This is a genomic window from Nonomuraea rosea, assembly GCF_039539705.1.
In the GTDB taxonomy this organism is placed as follows: Bacteria; Actinomycetota; Actinomycetes; order Streptosporangiales; family Streptosporangiaceae; genus Nonomuraea; species Nonomuraea rosea.
In genome coordinates, this window is record NZ_BAABDQ010000022.1 from 29,647 (window position 1) to 48,593 (window position 18,947).

General features: G+C 73.2%; 15 protein-coding genes. 6 read left to right on the forward strand and 9 right to left on the reverse strand.

Going from position 1 to position 18,947, the window contains the following annotated elements; all coding sequences use genetic code 11:
• The first annotated feature begins 82 nt into the window (after window positions 1-82).
• Together ABEA43_RS39050 and ABEA43_RS39055 are read left to right on the forward strand one after the other, a co-directional pair.
• Window positions 83-586 (forward strand): SigE family RNA polymerase sigma factor, encoded by a 504-nt coding sequence (locus ABEA43_RS39050; RefSeq protein WP_345570047.1) that lies wholly within the window; start codon window positions 83-85, stop codon window positions 584-586.
• 1 nt (window position 587) lies between these two features.
• Window positions 588-1,454: a hypothetical protein gene (locus ABEA43_RS39055; RefSeq protein WP_345570048.1), complete on the forward strand. Its 867-nt coding sequence runs from the start codon at window positions 588-590 to the stop codon at window positions 1,452-1,454.
• 10 nt (window positions 1,455-1,464) lie between these two features.
• Here ABEA43_RS39055 and ABEA43_RS39060 read toward each other — a convergent pair whose 3' ends face one another.
• The gene (locus tag ABEA43_RS39060) at window positions 1,465-1,590 is read right to left on the reverse strand and encodes a hypothetical protein (RefSeq protein ID WP_345570049.1); all 126 of its coding nucleotides are present in this window, start codon (window positions 1,588-1,590) and stop codon (window positions 1,465-1,467) included.
• Window positions 1,591-1,732: 142 nt separating this feature from the next.
• On the opposite strand from ABEA43_RS39060, the gene ligA reads away from it, so the two are divergent.
• The 3 genes from ligA to ABEA43_RS39075 all read left to right on the forward strand — a co-directional run bounded on the left by ligA (window position 1,733) and on the right by ABEA43_RS39075 (window position 6,484).
• Window positions 1,733-3,835, forward strand: a complete 2,103-nt coding sequence (gene ligA, locus ABEA43_RS39065; RefSeq protein ID WP_345570050.1) for an NAD-dependent DNA ligase LigA — start codon at window positions 1,733-1,735, stop codon at window positions 3,833-3,835.
• A 558-nt stretch (window positions 3,836-4,393) separates the two neighbouring features.
• Window positions 4,394-4,837, forward strand: a complete 444-nt coding sequence (locus ABEA43_RS39070) for a hypothetical protein (protein WP_345570051.1) — start codon at window positions 4,394-4,396, stop codon at window positions 4,835-4,837.
• A 93-nt stretch (window positions 4,838-4,930) separates the two neighbouring features.
• Entirely contained in the window at window positions 4,931-6,484 is a 1,554-nt protein-coding gene (locus ABEA43_RS39075; protein WP_345570052.1) for an alpha/beta fold hydrolase, read from the forward strand.
• 55 nt (window positions 6,485-6,539) lie between these two features.
• On the opposite strand, the gene ABEA43_RS39080 is transcribed toward ABEA43_RS39075, so the two are convergent.
• From ABEA43_RS39080 to ABEA43_RS39115, 8 genes are all read right to left on the reverse strand, one after another.
• Window positions 6,540-7,670, reverse strand: a complete 1,131-nt coding sequence (locus tag ABEA43_RS39080; protein WP_345570054.1) for a hypothetical protein — start codon at window positions 7,668-7,670, stop codon at window positions 6,540-6,542.
• A 25-nt stretch (window positions 7,671-7,695) separates the two neighbouring features.
• Window positions 7,696-9,483 (reverse strand): ABC transporter permease, encoded by a 1,788-nt coding sequence (locus ABEA43_RS39085; protein WP_345570056.1) that lies wholly within the window; start codon window positions 9,481-9,483, stop codon window positions 7,696-7,698.
• A gap of 5 nt (window positions 9,484-9,488) precedes the next feature.
• The gene (locus tag ABEA43_RS39090) at window positions 9,489-10,229 is read right to left on the reverse strand and encodes an ABC transporter ATP-binding protein (RefSeq protein ID WP_345570057.1); all 741 of its coding nucleotides are present in this window, start codon (window positions 10,227-10,229) and stop codon (window positions 9,489-9,491) included.
• On the reverse strand, window positions 10,226-10,759 hold the full coding sequence (locus ABEA43_RS39095; RefSeq protein WP_345570058.1) for a PadR family transcriptional regulator: 534 nt from the start codon (window positions 10,757-10,759) through the stop codon (window positions 10,226-10,228). The genes ABEA43_RS39090 and ABEA43_RS39095 overlap by 4 nt, the downstream gene beginning before the upstream one ends.
• 88 nt (window positions 10,760-10,847) lie before the next feature.
• Complete coding sequence (locus ABEA43_RS39100) at window positions 10,848-12,119, reverse strand: M1 family metallopeptidase (RefSeq protein ID WP_345570298.1); 1,272 nt, start codon at window positions 12,117-12,119, stop codon at window positions 10,848-10,850.
• A complete protein-coding gene (locus tag ABEA43_RS39105) occupies window positions 12,116-16,198 on the reverse strand; it encodes a Pls/PosA family non-ribosomal peptide synthetase (RefSeq protein ID WP_345570060.1) in 4,083 nt (1,360 codons plus the stop codon). Before ABEA43_RS39105 ends, ABEA43_RS39100 begins: the two co-directional genes overlap by 4 nt.
• A gap of 128 nt (window positions 16,199-16,326) precedes the next feature.
• A complete protein-coding gene (locus tag ABEA43_RS39110; RefSeq protein ID WP_345570062.1) occupies window positions 16,327-16,725 on the reverse strand; it encodes a hypothetical protein in 399 nt (132 codons plus the stop codon).
• 52 nt (window positions 16,726-16,777) lie between these two features.
• Entirely contained in the window at window positions 16,778-18,250 is a 1,473-nt protein-coding gene (locus tag ABEA43_RS39115) for an SDR family oxidoreductase (protein ID WP_345570064.1), read from the reverse strand.
• 278 nt (window positions 18,251-18,528) lie between these two features.
• Between ABEA43_RS39115 and ABEA43_RS39120 the strand changes: the two genes are divergently transcribed.
• On the forward strand, window positions 18,529-18,885 hold the full coding sequence (locus ABEA43_RS39120; RefSeq protein ID WP_345570066.1) for a peptidase inhibitor family I36 protein: 357 nt from the start codon (window positions 18,529-18,531) through the stop codon (window positions 18,883-18,885).
• Window positions 18,886-18,947: the final 62 nt, after the last annotated feature.

The window sequence follows — 18,947 nt, forward strand, 5'->3', positions numbered from 1 at the left end:
ACGGGCGGATCGTGGCCGTGCCGCGCGCCATAGATTCGCGGGGGCGCGCCCATCTAAGGAGGCGAGACCCCGAGGAGAACCTTTGCACCCCGACCAACAGCGAGATTTCACGGAGTTCGTCGCCACCCGCTCCGACAGCCTGATCCGCCTCGCTTACGTCCTGACCGGCGGCGACCAGCACGCCGCCGAGGACCTGCTGCAGACGGCGCTGACCAAGACGGCCGGGCACTGGCGGCGGATCCGCGACAGCCCGGAGGCGTACGTCCGCCGGGTCATGTACCACGAACAGGTCGGCCGCTGGCGAAGTCCGCGCTGGGGCCGCGAACGCGTCGTCCCTGCGCTCCCCGACCGGGCCACGGGCGACCGTACCGCGGAGGTCGAGACGCGCCTGACGCTGGCCGCCGCGCTGATGGCCCTGCCGGCCCGCAAGAGGGCCGTGCTGGTGCTGCGCTACTACGAGGACCTCTCCGAGTCCGAGGTCGCCAAGATCATGGGCTGCTCGGTGGGCACCGTGCGCAGCCAGACCCACCAAGCCGTCTCCCGCCTGCGCGAGCTGGTCGGCGAAACCCTCATCCTGGAGGCCTGAGATGACCATCGACGAACAGCGGATCTCCGAAGAGCTGCGCGCCGTGGCGGCCGCGGCCAGGCCCGTCGACGCGCTCGCCCACGCCAGGCGGGCGCGGGCGGGCTCGCTGCGCCGGCGGCGCCTGTCCTGGTCGATCGCGGGGCTCGCCGCGGCCGCCTCGGTGGTCACGGCCGTGATCGCGCTCCCCGCCGGTGGCCCGGGCGGGGACACCGCGGCGCGGGTGTCGGGTCTGCCGGACAACACGCCCGGGCAGCTCGCGTCCGTACGCGCGTGCATGCCCGAGGGCGGCCCCGTGCACAACATGAACGGCAACCTGCGGATGCCGGAGCAGGGCGCGGTCGCGGACTTCCGGGTGCTGGCGGAGGCCAGGGACAAGGGCGGGTCCACCGCGCTGGTCGGCAGCATGTCGGGGTTCGTCCTGTGCACGCCGGCCACGCAGCAGGAGTTCGCGGAGCGGGCGGTCTTCACCTACTGGGGGTTCAAGGCGCCGGGAGACCTGGCCGGCTTCTCGGGGGACCTCCAGGTGGACGCGTACACCTCGCACACGCACTCGTACGCGGAAGGGCCTGACCGGATCCAGCGGGACGATACCTACCGGGTGGTCGTCGGCCGGGTCGGCGCCGGCGTGCGGCGGGTGGAGATCGACTGGGCGGACGGGCGGCGCGGCGACGCGCAGGTGACGGGCGGCTTCTTCATCGCGCGGATCCTGGGGAAGCTGGTGTACGGGGAGGACGCGAAATCGCGGGACGAACCGCCCTCGATCCTCTACTCCCCGCCGGTGACGGTCACCGCGTACGGCGCGCAGGGCCAGGTGCTCCGGGAGGAGAAGGACGTGGCGTTCGGCCCGCTCGGCAGGGGCGGCGACTGAGGCCGCCGGCTCACGCGCCGATCAGTTCGAGTCCGGTGATCGCGGCCGGGGTCAGCATCGACGCGTCCAGCTCGGACGGATTGGGGTCGGTCCGGACGGGCTGGGGGTGGCTCGGGCCGCATCCCGTGGAATCCATCCGTCGTGCGCACGGAGGTTCGTGGCAGGTGCCCGCGACGATCGGGCGGCACCGGGCAAGATCCGCTGATCAAGGCCCCACCGCAGCTCAGGCACCGGATCACCGGAGCGAAATTGTCGGTGCCGCCCGGCATGATGGGTTCATGACCGAAGAGCCTCCGATCACCCTCCTGGCCGACGAGACGGCCTACGCCGAAGCCGTGCAGCTGGCCGTCGACTCGGCCGCCGCCTACTACGCCGACGCCACCTCCACGCTCGACGACGACGCCTACGACCGGCTGGTGCGCGGGATCCAGGCGTACGAGGAGGCCCATCCCGAGCAGGTGCTGCCCGACTCGCCGACGGGCAAGGTGGCGGGCGGGGCCGTGGTGGGCGACGTGCCGCACACGGTGCCGATGCTGAGCCTGGACAACGTGTTCGGCCCCGAGCAGCTCGCCGACTGGGCCGCCTCGCTGGAGCGCAGGCTCGGCCGTCCGGTCACCGCGTGGAGCGTGGAGCCCAAGCTCGACGGCCTGGCGATCTCGGCCCGCTACCGAAACGGGCGGCTGGCCCAGCTCGTCACCCGCGGTGACGGCGCGGCGGGTGAGGACGTCTCGCACGCCATCGGCACCATCGTCGGGCTGCCCGGCCGGCTGGCCGACCCGGTCACGGTGGAGCTGCGCGGCGAGGTGATGATGACGGCCGCGCAGTTCGAGGACGCGTGCGCCAAGCGCAGCGCCCACGACGGCACCACGTTCGCCAACCCGCGCAGCGCCGCCGCGGGGACGCTGCGCGCGCAGGACCGGCCCTACGTGTGCGAGCTGACGTTCTTCGGCTACGGCGTGCTGCCACCGCCCGGCGACGAGTCCGAGCAGGCGGTCCGGCTGCGCGAGCTGCCGCACAGCGAGATCATGGAGTGGGTGGCCGGGCAGGGCGTGCAGACCACGGCCGCCACCCCGGTCGCGGGCATCGTGGCCGAGACGCTGGAGCGGGTGCAGGAGCGGGTCGGCGAGATCGCGGCGGCGCGGGCCACGCTGCCGTTCGGCATCGACGGCATCGTGATCAAGTGTGACCTGGCCGCCGACCAGGCGCAGGCCGGGTTCAGCTCGCGGGCGCCGCGCTGGGCGACCGCCTACAAGCTGCCCGCCACGGAGAAGATCACCAAGCTGCTCGGCGTGGAGTGGAACACCGGCCGCACCGGCATCATCGCCCCCCGCGCCGTGCTGGAGCCGGTCGAGCTCGACGGCAGCAAGGTCACCTACGCCACCCTGCACAACGTCGCCGACATCACCCGGCGCGGCCTGATGCTCGGCGACAGCGTGGTCGTCTACAAAGCGGGCGACGTCATCCCGCGCGTCGAGTCGCCCGTGGTCCACCTGCGCACCGGTGACGAGCAGCCGATCCCGATCCCGGCGGCCTGCCCGTCCTGCGGCGACGCCATCGACAGCTCCCAGGAGCGGTGGCGGTGCGTACGCGGGCGCGGCTGCCGGGCCATCGCCTCCATCGTCTACGCCGCCGGGCGCGACACGCTCGACATCGAGGGCCTGGCCGAAAACCGGATCAAGCAGATGCTCGACGCCGGGTTCATCGCCGACTTCGCCGACCTGTTCTTCCTGACCCGCGAGCAGCTCCTCGGCCTGGAGCGGATGGGCGAGACCAGCACCGACAATCTGCTCGCCGCCATCGAGCAGGCCAAGTCGAGGCCGCTCAGCAGGGTGTTCTGCGCCCTGGGCGTGCGCGGCACCGGCCGGTCCATGAGCCGCCGCATCGCCCGCCACTTCGCCACGATGGAGGCCATCCGCGCCGCCGACGCCGAGGCGATCGAGCAGGTGGAGGGCATGGGCCCGGAGAAGTCGCCGGTCGTGATCGACGAGCTGATCGAGCTCGCCCCGCTCATCGACAAGCTCATACAGGCCGGGGTGAACATGACCGAGCCGGGCGCCACACCCCCGACCGCCGCCGCCGCCACCACCGCCGGCGACGACGACGCCGCCGAGGAGAGCGGCACGCAGGTCACGCTTCCCTTGGCGACGATGTCCGTGGTGGTCACCGGCACGATGACCGGGTCGCTGGCGGCGCTGTCGCGCAACGAGATGAACGAGCTCATCGAGCGGGCCGGCGGCCGGGCGTCCTCCAGCGTCTCCGCCAAGACCAGCCTCCTTGTGGCGGGGGAGAGCGCGGGCTCCAAACGAGCCAAGGCCGAGGCGCTCGGCGTGCCGATCGTCACCTCTGACGACTTCGCTGTTCAGGTCGCCGACTTCCTGTAGTCACCCGAGGCCTTCTGGAGCCCCTCGCTCCTTTGGGGCGGTCACCAGCCGAACGGGTGATCCGCCGTAAGGGAGCGAGCCGAGACGCCAGCTCAGAAGGTGGGCCGTTCACGACGACACCGGTCACGAACGGAGAGACCACCCAGGCGCCTGACCACACCCCTGCGCTGCATGACCCGACCGGCCCGTGGAGCACACCGCCCAGCGCTGACGAGGATTCCGGCATCGTCGGGGCCGCTGCCGCGTCCCGCCTCGACCCCGTCGCCGCGCTGCGCCGCCAGTTTTCGAGCGGTGGCGGCGTGACGTTCTCGGACGTCACGGTCACCAGGACCGAGGGTAAGGAACCCGGCACACCGGGGATGAGCGACGAACCTCCACTTCGTCCACGACGGCCGCCTGTCCCGGTGGGGCCGTGCGATCGACATCCAAGCGCCTCCGGCCGATCAGGTGGCGACCTACGGCGAGCTCAACCTTCCGGAGTAGACCCGGCCGGGAGCTCCCAGACCGGGACGCTCGACTGCCCCTCGGGAGGCGGTGCGCTCGGTCACACTGGCGGTCGTGAACGACCTGTGCCCCGAGCCGGGCTGGAACCCGATCACGCTGGCCCCCGAGCTCTCCCAACTGGCGGCGGTCCTGACGGTCATCGTGCTGATCCGCGTACGCCTGCGCCGCACGCCCGCGACGAAGGACCTCTCACGCCGGCTGTCGAAGGGCATCTTCGGCACCGTCCGCTACGCCTTCGCGACGGCGGTCGCCCTCGGCCTGCTCCTGGCGTACGCCGACGACTACTGGAACCCGACGCCCGGCTGGCTGGCCGTCGCCGTCATCGTCATCGCGCTGCCGGCGTCGGCCCCGGTGCTGATCAGGCTCGTTCACGCCGTTCCGCGGGCCGCCGCGAGGAGGCCCGCTCCCTCGCCGGAGCGCACGAACGGGCCACCGCGGCCGGCGGTGCTCGCGGTGCTCGCGGTGCTCGCCTGGGCGGTCCTCCGACGCCTCAGATGAGACCTCGCCCATGCCGTGGCAGTGGCATGCTCGCCCGTGACGGCGGCTCCTGGAAACGGTGAGGAAACAGCCGCCGCTCTAGGACTGGTCCGCATGACCTACCGAATATCACTGACGGCTCTGGCCCTGGCACTGGCGGGGCTGGTGGCGCATCCGGTCCCGGCAGGCGCCGCCGCTGGTGCCGGCCCGAGCGCCGCCGCGCCGTCCGTGGAATGGAAATCCTGCCCGGACTACTCCGATGAGGTGGTCCGCAGCCTGGGCGTGACGGAGGACAAGGTCGCGGCCTTCCGTACCCTGATGAGGCGCCTGGAGTGCGGGACGGTCAGCGTCCCGCTGAACCACGGCGACCCCGACGGGCGGAAGATCGACATCGCGGTGACCCGCCTGGCCGCCACGGACAAGGCGCAGCGGCTCGGCGCCGTCGCCGTCCTGCCGGGCGGACCGGGCAACAACGGATACCTGGACCCGGTCCTGCGGGCCGCGCTCAGGAACAAGGAGATGGCGGGGCTCAACGAGCGCTACGACATCATCGGCTTCGACCCGCGCGGGGTCGGGTACAGCACCAAGGTCGCCTGCCCCATCTCGCAAGGAGGCCCCCAGGAGCCGGGCCCGCTGACCAAGGAAGCGGCCAGGACGATGTACGACGCCCAGGCCGCCGCCAACGAGAAGTGCGGAAACTCCGACCCCGCCTTCCTCGGACAGCTCACCACCGAGAACGTGGCCAAGGACCTGGACCTGGTGCGGACCGCGATGGGGGAGAGCAAGCTCAATCTGCTCGGCTTCTCCTGGGGCACGTATCTGGGCATGGTCTACCGCAGCGTGTTCCCCGGGCGCACCGGGCGGGCCTTCCTGGACAGCGTGGCGCCGCCGTGGACCCGCATCGACGAGCATGTCAAGGGCGCCGCGGGGGCGGCCGAGCGCAACTTCGGTCGCCTGGCCGCCTGGCTGGCCCGCCGCGATGAGACGTACGGACTCGGTGCCACCACGCGGCAGGTTCGCGAGCAGGTGGTGAAGCTGGTCCGCGCGTACGACAAGAGCCCCAAGACCTACACCGACCTGCAGCGGCCCGTCGACGGCGCGGCCGTCGCCGACCTGGCCCGCAGGAACTCGACCGAATGGGCGCGGGCGGGCAAGGCGCTGGCCGAGCTGCGGACGGCGACGGGCAGCACCGCCCCGCCCACCGTCAAGGCGCTGCTCGGCGGTCAGATGATGGGGACGCCCCTGCCCGGCGCGCCGGAAACGCTGAACCTGACCATGAACCTGGCCGTCGCGTGCAACGAGGACGGCAGCCGGGCCGACTTCGACACCGCCTGGCGCGGCTACCAGCAGCTCGTCAAGCGCCATCCGGTGACCGGCCGGTCCTGGGGGCTGCCCGCCATGTGTCCCGGCTGGCCGCTGCCGGTGCAGCAGGCCACGCTGAAGCGAGGCAGCGGGTCGCTGGTGCTGGCGGGGCATCTGCATGAGTTCATGTCCGTCTACGACTGGACGCTGCAGACGCGGCGCGCCGTCGGCGGCACCGTCTACACGGTCGCCGACGACGTGCACACGTCGACCACCCGGGTCCCCGAGTGCGCCGCCGACGTGGTGAAGTACTTCGAGACGGGTCGCGTCGACAAGGGCTGCGCGGGCAGCCCGATCCCGAGCTGACCACCGGTTTCCGGGCCAGGCGGCATGAGCGCGGCGGCGAGGGACAGACGCCGGATCATGTCCGCCCGGCCGTGACCGGCTCGGCGGTGGTCGCGTTGGGCAGGAGCAGCGCCCCGAGTGCCAGCCCGATCAGGCCGGCGACGACCGGCGCGCCGGTCCACAGCTCGGGCACGGCGGGCAGGCCGCCGCCCGTGGCCGAGGCGACCCCGATGTACAGCGACCAGGTGACGAAGGCGGACAGCCCGGCGAAGGCCCAGTAGGCGGCGCGCCGCTCACCCGACGGCCGGAGCCGGCGGATCAGCAGGTCGCTCACGAACCCGGCGATGACGAACGACAGCAGGATCGGCAGGTTGCGGAACTCCGTCTGGGCGCCCGGCATGAGCGCCATGATCGCGTACATGACGGTTACCGAGCCGAACGGCAACAGCCAGCGGCGCACCAGGAGAAGCACCGGGGCGAGCATGACCACGTTGGTGATGACCATGGAGGCGGCCACCTGGTCGGCGCCCGGGCCCACCGCCACGGGGCCGGCGCCCCGCGGACCGCCGGCGCCCGAGTCCCGCAGCATGGACAACGCCCGGACGATGCCCTCAGGGCGGTACTGCATGGCGCCGCCGTACGACAGGAACAGCGACACCAGCGTGGTGGCGAACGCGAGCCCGAGCAGCGCGGGCAGCAGGCGGCCGAACGAGGGCCGGGCGCCGACGTCGGGAGCGTTCCACGCCGAGCGCAGCGGTGTCGTGATGATGAGCAGCATCGTCACGATGAGGCCGAGGTGCGACGGGCTGAAGAAGATGTCGATGGTCGTCTCGATGCCGAGGACGGTGTGCCACGTCAAGTCGGCGAGCCCGAAGGCGGCGAACGCGGGAATCGCCACCAGCCCGGCGAGATAACCGGTGGGGACGGCCGCCAGCCCCTGCCGGCCGGTGCGCATGGTGCGCCACACCTGCCAGATGATCCAGCCGGAGACGACGGCGAAGCCGGAATAGAACACCGCGTGCCAGGGAGTGAAGAACGTCTCCAGCTCCGCCGCCAGGTTGCTGTGCGCCCAGGTGTCGATCATCAGTCCGACCCCGAACCAGATGCCGAGTAACGCCGTCACCAGGTCTGTCCTGGGGGCCACCCATCCGCGGGGCTCCCCGGTGTTCGCCACGAATCGCCGGGCGCCGGCGAAGGCAGATGCCACGTCGTCATTCCTTTCAGAGGGTGGGTCACGCTGTTTCGGCGCTGAGGGCCTGCGCCACCGGCCGGCGGGCCGCCAGGCGGGCGGGCAGGGCGGTGAGTGCCGCCGTCGCCAGGAGGATCGCCAGCGCGGCGCCGAACAGCCACGAGGAGGGAGCGTCCACCGAATTCCTGGCGGCGAAGAGCGAGAGCAGGCCGACGCCCAGGGGGACGCCGATGAGGGCGCCCGGCAGGCTGGGCAGGAGCTGGGCGGTGGACAGCCCCGCGGTGATCTGCCCGGGGGTGGCGCCGAGGGTGCGGGCGATGGCCATGTTCGCCTGGGCCTCCATGGCGTTGGTCCAGGTGAGCGTGATGGTGTTCACGACGGCGAGGGCGATCAGCAGGATGGTGACGGCGAGCATCAGCCGGCGGTCGTGCTCGCCGCGCAGGTTGGGCAGGGCGGAGGAGCCGTTGAGGCCGTAGCCCCGCTCCGTCTGGGCGTGGAGGGTCAGCAGGGCGATGATCGCGATCACTGTGGTGGCGGTGGAGCACGCCTGCAGCACGGCGCGGCCCGGCCGGCGGGCGGTCAGCCGCAGCCCGAGCAGCAGCGGCGTGGGCAGCAGCGCGGACAGCGCGGTGAGCCAGGGCCGGTGCCGGGGCTGGTGCGCGGTGGCGGACAGCGCCGTCACGGTCGCCGTGCGCATGGCCCGTAGCGTGGGGCGCAGCGTGGACAGCACCGCCACCGCCACCGCGAGGGCGGTCGCCGTGGCGACGGTGGCGCCGGTCAGCCCCACGCCGCCGATCCGGCTGTCGGTGGGGCTGGCGATGGCGGGCACGGTCAGGCGGGCGATCGTCAGCCCCAGCGCGTCGCCGGCCAGCGCCAGCGCCAGGTACTCGGTGAGCAGGACGGCGGCGATCAGACCAGGGGCGGCGCCGACGGCCTTGAGCAGCCCGGCCCGGCGCGTCTGCTCGACGGCACGTCCCGCGGCCAGCGCCGCCACTCCGGTGATGGCCAGGAAGCTGAGCAGCCAGCTGCCGACGACCAGGATCGGCTGGGTGTCCTTGAGGATGACCATGTCCTGCACGGCCGTGAACTGCCAGGAGTGGAAGTTGATCCTGGCGGGGGAGTCGCGGTGGGCTTCGCGGAAGGCATCGCCTCCGGCCGGGTCACGCAGCTTGAGGTCCAGGGCCGTGGTCACCGGGAGGTCCTGCGCCGACGCCAGTGTCCGGGCATCTGATCGGGTCATCCAGGCCAGGCCGCTGTAGTCGGTGGGACCACCGCCCGGGCCGACCTGCGCCGCCCAGGGGTAGATGGAGGTGGCCGCGGTGACGGCGATCCCGACGACGGGGTACGGCCGCCCGGCGATGGTGACGCGGTCGCCGACGCCGACGCCCAGCGCGGTGGCGAAGCCGCGTTCGAGGACGGTGCCGCCGGAGCGCACCCAGCGACCCGAGGTCACCAGCGGCCGGTTGACCGTGCCGGGCGTCTCGGCGAACCCCTGCACCACCACGGGGGAGGAGGTGGAGTCGCGCGTGGCGAGGTTGGCGTAGACGACGCGATAGGGACCGTGGTGGGCGATCACGTCGGGATCTTCCGCCAGCTCGGTCAGGGCCGAGGCCACGGCGGAGCCCGTGTCGCCGGAGAGCGCCACCACGTCAGGACCGGCGGTGGCCGCGCGGGTCTGCTCGTACAGCGCGTCGCTCACGCCGCGCAGGGACAGGCCCAGGGCCATCGTGGCGGTGGCCACGGTGACCGCGAGCAGGAGCATCGCGGCCTGGATCTTGTGCCGGCGTACGTCGGCCAGCACCAGGCGTACGACGAGCACGAGGGAGCCCATGACGTTCAGCCCTCCAGCCCGATCAGCCCGCCGAGCCCGCGTGTAGACGACCCGGCCAGCCGCGTGTCGTCGACGAACATCCCGTCGCGCATCGAGACCAGCCGGTCCGCGCTGGCGGCGACCCGCTCGTCGTGGGTGACGATCACCAGCGTCTGCCCCGCCGTACGCAGCTCTTGGAAGATCCGCAGCACTTCGAGGGTCGCCGCGCTGTCGAGGTTCCCGGTCGGCTCGTCGGCCATGACGACCAGCGGTTCGTTGACCAGCGCGCGAGCGACGGCGACCCGCTGGCGCTGCCCGCCCGACAGTTGCGACGGCAGGTGCCGGGCGCGGTCGGCGAGCCCGACCCGCTCCAGCAGCAGGCTCGCGCGCCGTCTGGCCTGGCGGCGCGAGCGCCCGGCCAGCAGCGCGGGCAGCTCCACGTTCTCGGCCGCGGACAGCTCCTCCACCAGATGGAAGGCCTGGAAGATGAACCCCACCGATCGGCGCCGCATGCGCGCCAGAGCCCGCTCGCTCAGTGTGTCGATGCGCCGCCCGGCCACCCACACCTCCCCGTCGGTGGGCCGCTCCAGGCCGCCCAGCAGGTGCAGCAGCGTGGATTTCCCGCAGCCGCTGGGCCCCATCACGGCCAGTGTCTGTCCCTGGGGCACCTCCAGGTCGACCTCGTCGACCGCGCGGACCCGGCTCTGCCCCTGACCGTGCGTCTTCACCAGGCCCCAGGCCCGGACCGCGGTACTTGACACGTTCATCTGCCCTCGACTTCGTCATCGCCCTTGGACCAGGCCCGCTCGCAGGCATCCAGCCAGCGCAGGTCCGCCTGCAACCGCAGGACGACCCCTTCCAGCAGCAGGCCGGCGCTCGACCCCGCCGGCTCGGCCAGCGCCGCCTGCTGCACCTCGCGCAGGCGGCGCAGCAGCTCACGGCGCTGCGCCGCCACCAGCTCCACCGGGTCGGCCAGCCGGGCCGCGGCGGCCGCGGCGAGCTTGAGATGGAACTCCGCCAGGTCCGGTTTCGGCCAGCCCACCTCGGCCAGCCAGGCGGCCACCCGCTGCTGCCCGGCCGGCGTCAGCTCGTAGACCTTGCGCTCCGGACGCTCGGGCAGGCCGTCCGCCCGCTCGCAGACGACGAGCCCGGCTCGTTCCAGCCGGGACAGCGTCACGTAGATCTGGCCACGGTTCATCGACTCGCCCAGCGGGCCGAGACTGCGCCGCAGCCGAGCGTGCAAGTGGTAGCCATGCGACGGCTCCTTGGCGAGCATCGCCAGCACTGCGTCCTGCACTCCATCCCCCTAACGGTTGGCTAATAGATAGCGGTTACCCATAGGAAGTGTCAAAACGGTCTAGTGGACCGGCTGAGGGATGAAGCGGTCAGGAAAGCGGGGGCAGCGGCTTGTCGTACAGCCAGGCCGACAGCAGCGGCCCCACCGGGCGCGTGATGGCCCGCTGGACGTGCCCGGCGAAGTCCCGCGTGGAGACGTTCGCGTGCCGGCGCGCGGCCGTCCAGCCGCGCAGCACGGGGAAGAAGACCTCGTCGCCCAGCGCCCGGCGCAGCGCGTGCACGGTCAGCGCACCCCGCTTGTAGACGCGGTCGTCGAACAGCACGTCAACGCCCGGGTCGGCCAGCACGAAGTCCTGGGGGAGCAGGGCGAGCCGCTGATGCCAGCGCCGGGCGTGCTCGGCGGCGGGCAGGCCGCCCGACGCCTCCGACCAGAGCCATTCCGCGTAGGTGGCGAAGCCCTCCTGCAGCCAGATGTCGCTCCAGCAGGACACCGTGAGGCTGTTGCCGAACCACTGGTGCGCCAGCTCGTGCGCGACCAGCCGCTCGAACCCGCGCCGCCCGTCCACGTGGTTCCTGCCGAAGATCGACATGCCCTGCGCCTCGACCGGAATGTCCAGCTCGTCGTCGGCCACGACGGCGACGTAGCCGGTGAACGGGTAGGGCCCGAACAGGTCGGCGAACACCGCCATCATCTCGCCCTGCCGGCCGAAGTCGTGCCGGACGCGGGTGCCCAGGCGCGCTGGGTGGGCCAGCCGGGTGCCCGCGACCTCGGCGACCTGATATCGCCCGATCTGCACGCTGGCCAGGTAGCTGGCCATGGGCTCCGGCTGGTCGTAGATCCACGTCGTGGTCCCGGCCCCGCGGCGCTGGGCGGCCAGCACGCCGTTCGCGATGACCCGGTACGACGACGCGGTCGTCACGGCGATCCGGTAGGAGGCCTTGTCACTCGGCCGGTCGTTGCACGGGAACCAGGAGGGCGCCCCGATCGGCTGCCCGGCCACCAGCGCGCCGTCGGTCAGCTCCTCCCACCCCAGCCCGCCCCATGGGCTCGGCACCGGCATCGGCGTGCCCGAGTAACGCACCTCGACACCGGCCGCCGCGCCCGCGAGCAGCGGCCTGGGCAGCGTCACCCGCAGCTTGCCCCGGCCGAGCAGATGGCGGGCGGGCATGCCGTCCACGGTGACGCCCAGGACCCGGAACCGGCCCAGGTCCAGGTCCAGCTCCTGCAGCGGCTCGGCGGCCGACACCGTCAGCCGGGCCGTGCCGTCGAGCCGGTTGCCCGCGACCCGATATCTCAGCGTCAGGTCGTAGTGCGACACCCTGTAGCGATGGTCGCCGTGCCCAGGGAAATAAGGGGTCATCGCCACGCCGAGATGGGGTTGCCGAACCATCGCGTACGGCCGGGCACCGCCTCTCCGCGCATGACGAGAGAAGCCGGTCCGATCGTGGTGTCGGCGCCCACCCTGGCGGCGGGCAGCACCACACTGTGCGGGCCCAGTGTCGCGCCCGCCTCAAGGGTCACGGTGTCCATGCTCATGACCCGGTCGTGGAACAGGTGGGTCTGCAGGACGCAGCCCCGGTTGACGCAGGCGCCGTTCCCCAATGTCACCAGATCCGCCTCCGGCAGCCAGTACGTGTCACATGAGACACCATGCCCGATGCGTGCCCCGAGCGAACGCAGCCACACGTTCAGCGGCGCGGTGCCGAGCCACGGCTGCGCGAACCAGGGCGCCGCCAGCACCTCCACGAAGTTGTCCGCGAGCTCGTTGCGCCACACGAACGAGCTCCACAGCGGCCTGCTGCCCGCCCTGATCCGGCCGACCAGCGCCCACTTGGCCGCCGTGGCGACCAGCGCGGCGGCGACGCCCGCGGCGAACATGACGACGCCGCCCAGCGCGAGCGCCACCGCGAAGCCGTAGGCCGTCGCGAGCCACTCGAAGGCGGCGGCGACCAGGACGGCGAGCGCGACCGCGCACATCGCGGGCACCACGCGGAACGCCTCGACCAGCGCCCTGGCCGCCTTGTAGCGGGCGGGCGGGTCGTAGGTGCGGCTCCGGTCGCCCTCCTCGGCGGTGCGGCGCAGCTCCATGGGGGGCATGCCCACGTAGGAGGAGCCGGACCTGGCCTTCTTCGGCGTCGCCGACAGCACGCCGACCAGGCCGTCCTTGGGCACCTTGCGGCCGGGCGCGGTCATCCCCGAGTTGCCGAGGAAGGCGCGCTTGCCGATCCGGGCGGAGGCGATGCGCATCCACCCGCCGTCCAGCTCGTACGGGGCCACCATCGTGTCGTCGGCCAGGAACGCGCCGTCGCCGACGGACGTCATCGTGGGCAGCGCCAGCACCGTGGACAGCTCGACGCCGCGGCCCACCTTCATGCCGAGCGCGCGCAGCCACATGGGCGTCAGGACGCTGGCGTACAAGGGGAACAGCCAGACGCGGGCCGAGGCCATCAGCCGTCCGGTCGCCCACGCCTGCCAGGCCTGGCGGCTGTGCACCGGATGGCGGCCCGCGCGCAGGCCCAGCCCGAGCAGCCGCACGCTGACCAGCGTGACCAGGGCGAAGGCCGCCATGCCGGCGAGCGTCGCGAGCGGCACACCCGGCAGGGCGGCGGCCAGGGCCTCCCCGATCGTGCGCGCGTCACCGGCGAACGCGGCCAGGACCGCCAGCCCGGCGCCGGCCGCGACGGCCGGGAGCAGGCTGAGCACCATGGCGCTCAGCCCGTACGTGGCCGCCCAGAACCGGGAGCGGACGGGCCGCTCCGCGGGCCGTGACCTGCGTGACTTGCCCTGCCTGAAGGCCGGCGCGCCGGCCCAGAGCTGCCCCGCCGGCACCGTGCGGGCCACCGCCGATCCGGGGGCGATCCGGGCGTTCTTCCCGATCCGTGTGCCGGGCAGCAGGGTCGCCCGCGAGCCGATGGTCGCGCCCGCGCCGATCCTGATCTCGCCGATGCGCAGCAGGTCGCCGTCGTACCAGTGGCCGCTGAGGTCGACCTCCTGCTCGACCGAGGCGCCCCTGCCCAGCTTGAGCAGCCCGGTGACGGGCGGGGGCGAGTGCAGGTCGGCGTCGCCGCCCACCTGGGCGCCGAGCAGCCGGGCGTACCACACCATGTACGGGGCGCCGGCCAGGTCGGGGACGCCGAGCCGCTCGGCGAAGCGTTCGGCGAACCACAGCCGCAGATGTACGCCGCCACCGCGCGGATAGTCGCCCGGCCGCACGCCGCGCAGCAGCAGCCTGGCCACGGCCGCGGACACGCCCATCCGCCCCGCGGGCGTCACGAACAGCAGCGCGCCCAGCGCCACCCACCACCACGACAGGGCCGGGGCCCACGGCGGCGCGAGCAGGTTGCCGAGCGCGGCGAGCAGCACGATCCAGCGCGTCGCGCCGACGCCCAGCAGCACGATCATCAGCGCGGACTGGGTCAGCGCGGCGCGTCTGGGCACCGGCGTGACCGGCCGGCGGCCCGGCTCGGCCTCGCCCCTGCCGGACAGCAGCCGGGCCAGCCCGCCGAGCGTCGGCTGGGCGTACACGTCGCCCACGGCCACGTCGGGATGGTCTTCGCGCAGCATCGACACGAGCCGGGCCGCGGCCAGGCTGGTGCCGCCGTCGGCGAAGAAGTCGGCGTCGGGGCCGCTCGGCGGCAGGCCCAGCACGGCGGTCCACCGCTCGGCCAGCAGCGTCTCGGACGGGCTCAGCGCGCACTCCGCCGCGGCCGGCTCGGCCAGCGGCCAAGGCAGCGCGGCCCGGTCGATCTTCCCCGACGTCCTGGTGGGCAGCGAGCCGACCGGCGCCAGCCGCGGCACCAGGGCCGCCGGCAGCGTGGCCGCCAGCAGCTCGCGCGCCCCGGCCAGGTCGAAGCCGGGCTCGGTGACGACGTAGCCGACGAGCACCTGGTGCCCGCCGCCCGCGGTGCGCACGGCGGCGGCCGCGCCCGCGACCCCGGGCAGCGCCTGCAGCGCGGCGTCCACCTCGCCCAGCTCGATCCGGCGCCCGCCCAGCTTCACCTGGTCGTCGGCGCGGCCGGCGAAGACGAGGCCCTCGGGGTCGGCGCGTACCAGGTCGCCGCTGCGGTAGGCGCGCTCCCAGCCCAGCGACGGCAGCGGCGCGTACTTCTCGGCGTCCTTGACCGGGTCCAGGTAGCGGGCCAGGCCGACGCCGCCGATCACCAGCTCGCCGGTCTCGCCCATGGCCACGGGCTCGCCCGCGCCGTCGACGACCGCGAGGTCCCAGCCGTCGAGGGGCAGGCCGATGCGGACGGGGCCGTCGCCCGTGAGCCGCGCCGCCGATGCCACCACCGTGGCCTCGGTGGGGCCGTAGGTGTTCCACACCTCACGTTCCGGTACGGCGAGCCGCTCGGCCAGCTCGGGCGGGCAGGCCTCACCGCCGAAGATGAGCAGCCGGATGCCGTCGAGGTGCTCGGCCGGCCAGAGGGCGGCCAGCGTGGGCACGGTCGAGACGGCCGTGATCCGCTGCGCGGCCAGCCACGGGCCGAGGTCCATCCCGGTGCGGACCAAGGCTCTGGGCGCGGGAACCAGGCAGGCGCCGTGCCGCCAGGCCAGCCACATCTCCTCGCAGGAGGCGTCGAAGGCCACCGAGAGCCCGGCCAGCACCCGGTCACCGGGGCCCAGCGGGCGGTCCTGCACGAACAGGCCCGCTTCGGCGTCGACGAACGCGGCGGCGGAGCGGTGCGTCACCGCGACGCCCTTCGGCTTGCCGGTGGAGCCGGAGGTGAAGATGATCCACGCGTCGTCGTCGAGCCCGGGCGCCCTGGGCACCCGCCCGGCGGGGCGCGCCGTCGCCAGGTCGCCGGCCAGGCCGGCCACCGCAGGGTCCCCGGAGAAGAGGGTTGCCGTGAGGTCGCCGGCCGGGCCGGTCATCGCGGGATCCCAGTCAGGGTCGATGATCGCCAGGTCGCCGGTGAGGAGGGTCGCCGCGAGGTCGCCGTCCGGACCGGTCGCCGCGAACTCCCCGGCGGCATCGGTCATCGTGAAGTCGCCGGCGAGGCCGTTCATGGTGAAGTCGCCGGCGGGGCCGGTCACCGTGAGGTTCCCGGTGATGATCGCGTCCACTTCGGCTTCGGCGAAGACCAGCTCGGCGCGTTCGGCCGGGTCGTCGGCGTCGACGGGGACGTAGGCGGCCCCGGCGGCGAGCACGGCCAGGATGGAGACGTACAGTTCGGCGGTGCCCGAGGCGACGCGGACGCCCACGCGGGCGCCGTGGCCGACCCCGGCCGCGGCGAGCCCGGCCACCAGCCGGTCCACCTCGTCACGGAGCGAGCGGTAGTCGAGGAGCACGGTGCCGTCGTCGATCGCCGGCGCGTGCGGGTGGCGGCGCGTGGTCTCGTCGAGCACGTCGATGAGGGTCCGTGGCGATGCCGCCAGCACCCCCGCGGGGTAGATGGCGGTCGCGGACCTCAGGCGTAAATCGATCGGATTGCCAGTCAAGCAATGCTCCCTGGATCGGCGACGGCTGACAATGTAGGGTACGCGCCGCGCCTGACAGCACGCCCACACCCACCGGGTGATCCGGCGTCACCGCAGGTCAGATGGCCCGTGTCAGCGCGCCTGTCCTGTCAGCCAGGGCTGATCTGCCGCACGAGCCGGTCGGGCTCGTCGACCGTGACCGTCAGCGCGGGATGACGGAGCAGGCCCAGGGGGTCGCTGCCGGACACCGGCCGATGGAACCGGAGGCACGCGCCCCGCGCCGTACTGCTGCCGAACGTCAGCCCCCGATCGGCCAGCGACATCCGCACCCCGATCGCCCGCACCGGCGAGTACGGGCCCGACAGCTCCGCCCCGGCCACGTTGCCGCGTGGCGACAGCACCAGCCACGGCCCGAACCGCACCCGCAGCAGCTCATCGGTCAGCGTCACCCGGCACGTGTCCGGGCGGATGCCCAGCACGGCGAGCAGCGGGCGGTACCGCTCCTCGAAGGCGAAGCCGAACCACTGCGATTCCCCGTCACGACTCACGTGTCGTCGGCTACCCGGCGGCCCATCGGACTCACCGCGCCGTGGGCAAGCTTTACCCGTCCATGGCCGCCTGCCGACGGACCGCCGCCGCGGCCACGTTGACCGGCATCCGCCCGAAGATCAGGCCGTGGAAGGGCGAGATGAGCCACCAGTACAGGTGCCCGAGCAGCCCGTGCGGGTGGAAGATCGCCCGCTGCCGGTAGACGGTACGGCCCTCGGACCGTACGACGCCCAGCTCCAGCCAGGCCAGGCCGGGCAGCCGCATCTCGGCGCGCAACCGCAGCAGGCGGCCGGGCGACACCTCCTCCACCCGCCAGAAGTCGATGGCGTCGCCCACCCGCAGCCGGTCCGCGTCCCGCCGCCCCCGCCGCAGCCCGACCCCGCCCACCAGCCGGTCCAGCAGGCCGCGCAGCGCCCAGGCGCCGGGCAGCGAGTACCAGCCGTTACGGCCGCCGATCCCCTCGATGACCTGCCACAACGCCTCCGGGCTCGCGGGCACCCCGATGCTGCGGCGGTCGATGTAGAGGCTGCCGCCCGCCCAGTCGGGATCCGTGGGCAGCGGGTCGCTCGGGGCGCCGGGCGTGGAGGCCGAGGACCAGCGGGTGGCGACGTCGGCCTCCTTGATCTTCTTGAGCGCCAGGGACACGGCGTCGCGGAACCCGATCAGCCCGCCGGCGGGGTCGGGCACGTACCGGGCGATGTCGTGCTCGCGGCAGACCGCCTCGTTGCGCAGCGACTCGACCAGCGGCCGGGCGATGCCCGACGGCACCGGGGTGACCAGGCCGACCCAGAGGCTCGACAACCGAGGGGTGAGCACGCCCAGGGGGATGATCACGCGGCCGGGCAGGCCGGCGACGGAGGCGTAGCCGTGCATCATGCCGGCGTAGGTGGGCACGTCCGGCCCGCCGATGTCGAACCCCCGGTTCACCTCGCCCGGCACGCTCGCCCACGCGGTGAGGTAGCGCAGGACGTCGCGTACGGCGATGGGCTGCGTACGGCTGCGCACCCACCGCGGCGTCGTCATGACCGGCAGCCGCTCGGTCAGGTAACGCAGCATCTCGAACGACGCCGAGCCCGAGCCGATGATCACCGCGGCCCGCAGCACCACCGAGGGCACGCCGGAGCGCAGGAAGATCTCGCCCACCGCGGCCCTCGACCGCAGATGCGGGGACAGCCGCTCGTCCGGGACGAGCCCGCCGAGGTAGACGATGCGCCGCACCCCCGCCTGCCCGGCCGCCGCCGCGAACGTCTCGGCGGCCCTGCGGTCGTTCTCGGCGAACTGCCCGGTGCCGCCCATCGTGTGGATCAGGTAGTACGCGACGTCCACGCCGTCCAGGGCGGCACGCGTCCGTACGGGGTCGGTGGCGTCCGCCTCGGCGATCCGCGTCCGCGACGCCCACGGCAGGTCGCGCAGCCGTCCGGGCGAGCGCGCCATGCAGCGGACCTCGTGACCGGCCGCCAGCAACTCGGGGACCAGCCGGCCGCCGATGTAGCCGGTAGCGCCCGTGACCAGGCAACGCGCCATCCCGTTCCCCTCTCGCCGCCCTCTTCATGTCGGTTCCGCCCGGCATGGCGGGCAACCGGGTTCCGGCGCAAAGATGATTTTGCCGGTGCGGGCCGGTGCGGGCCGGTGCCGGCTGATCGCCGTCCGCTATGACGCGGACGCCAGATCTTGCCAACCCCGGGTCCCGGATCTTGTAGCCGCCAGGCGGCAGCGATACGTGTTCGCTCTGTTACATGCTGTGACGGCCCTGGAACGACTCCGGGGCCGGTACAGACACGAGGAGAACCACAATGCGCGGTATGCGGATCGCCATGGCCACCGGCGCCATCGGACTCGTCATGATGACCTTCGCCGCCCCCGCGTCTTCGGCTTCCGCGCCGGCCGCGGGCATGCGGGCCGGCGACATCTGCCTGTGGAGCGGCCGGGACTACACCGGCGCGTCATGGTGCTGGAACCCCGGCAACGGGTACGTGGACGTGCCGCCCGCCCTGCACGACAACGTGGGATCCTTCCAGGCCCACGCCAACGGGTGCTTCATCAACTGGATCCACGTGCCCGACAGGAAGGAGACGCGCGTCGTGCGCGACGGCGACTACCGCAGGGTCTACAAGGACGACTTCGGCGGCAAGATCGACGCCGTGGCGCCAGGCTGCTGACGTCGCGGGACGCCCGGCGAAGCGCGTAGCCGACCCCAACGGCGCGTTCGCCGGGCGGTGAG

Excerpts from the sequence above, each read along its gene's own strand:
- ABEA43_RS39055 (WP_345570048.1), top strand. The coding sequence starts at position 588 with ATGACCATCGACGAACAGCGGATCTCCGAAGAGCTGCGCGCCGTGGCG.
- ABEA43_RS39060 (WP_345570049.1), bottom strand. The coding sequence starts at position 1,590 with ATGGATTCCACGGGATGCGGCCCGAGCCACCCCCAGCCCGTCCGGACC.
- ligA (WP_345570050.1), top strand. The coding sequence starts at position 1,733 with ATGACCGAAGAGCCTCCGATCACCCTCCTGGCCGACGAGACGGCCTAC.
- ABEA43_RS39075 (WP_345570052.1), top strand. The coding sequence starts at position 4,931 with ATGACCTACCGAATATCACTGACGGCTCTGGCCCTGGCACTGGCGGGG.
- ABEA43_RS39085 (WP_345570056.1), bottom strand. The coding sequence starts at position 9,483 with ATGGGCTCCCTCGTGCTCGTCGTACGCCTGGTGCTGGCCGACGTACGC.
- ABEA43_RS39090 (WP_345570057.1), bottom strand. The coding sequence starts at position 10,229 with ATGAACGTGTCAAGTACCGCGGTCCGGGCCTGGGGCCTGGTGAAGACG.
- ABEA43_RS39100 (WP_345570298.1), bottom strand. The coding sequence starts at position 12,119 with ATGACCCCTTATTTCCCTGGGCACGGCGACCATCGCTACAGGGTGTCG.
- ABEA43_RS39115 (WP_345570064.1), bottom strand. The coding sequence starts at position 18,250 with ATGGCGCGTTGCCTGGTCACGGGCGCTACCGGCTACATCGGCGGCCGG.
- ABEA43_RS39120 (WP_345570066.1), top strand. The coding sequence starts at position 18,529 with ATGCGGATCGCCATGGCCACCGGCGCCATCGGACTCGTCATGATGACC.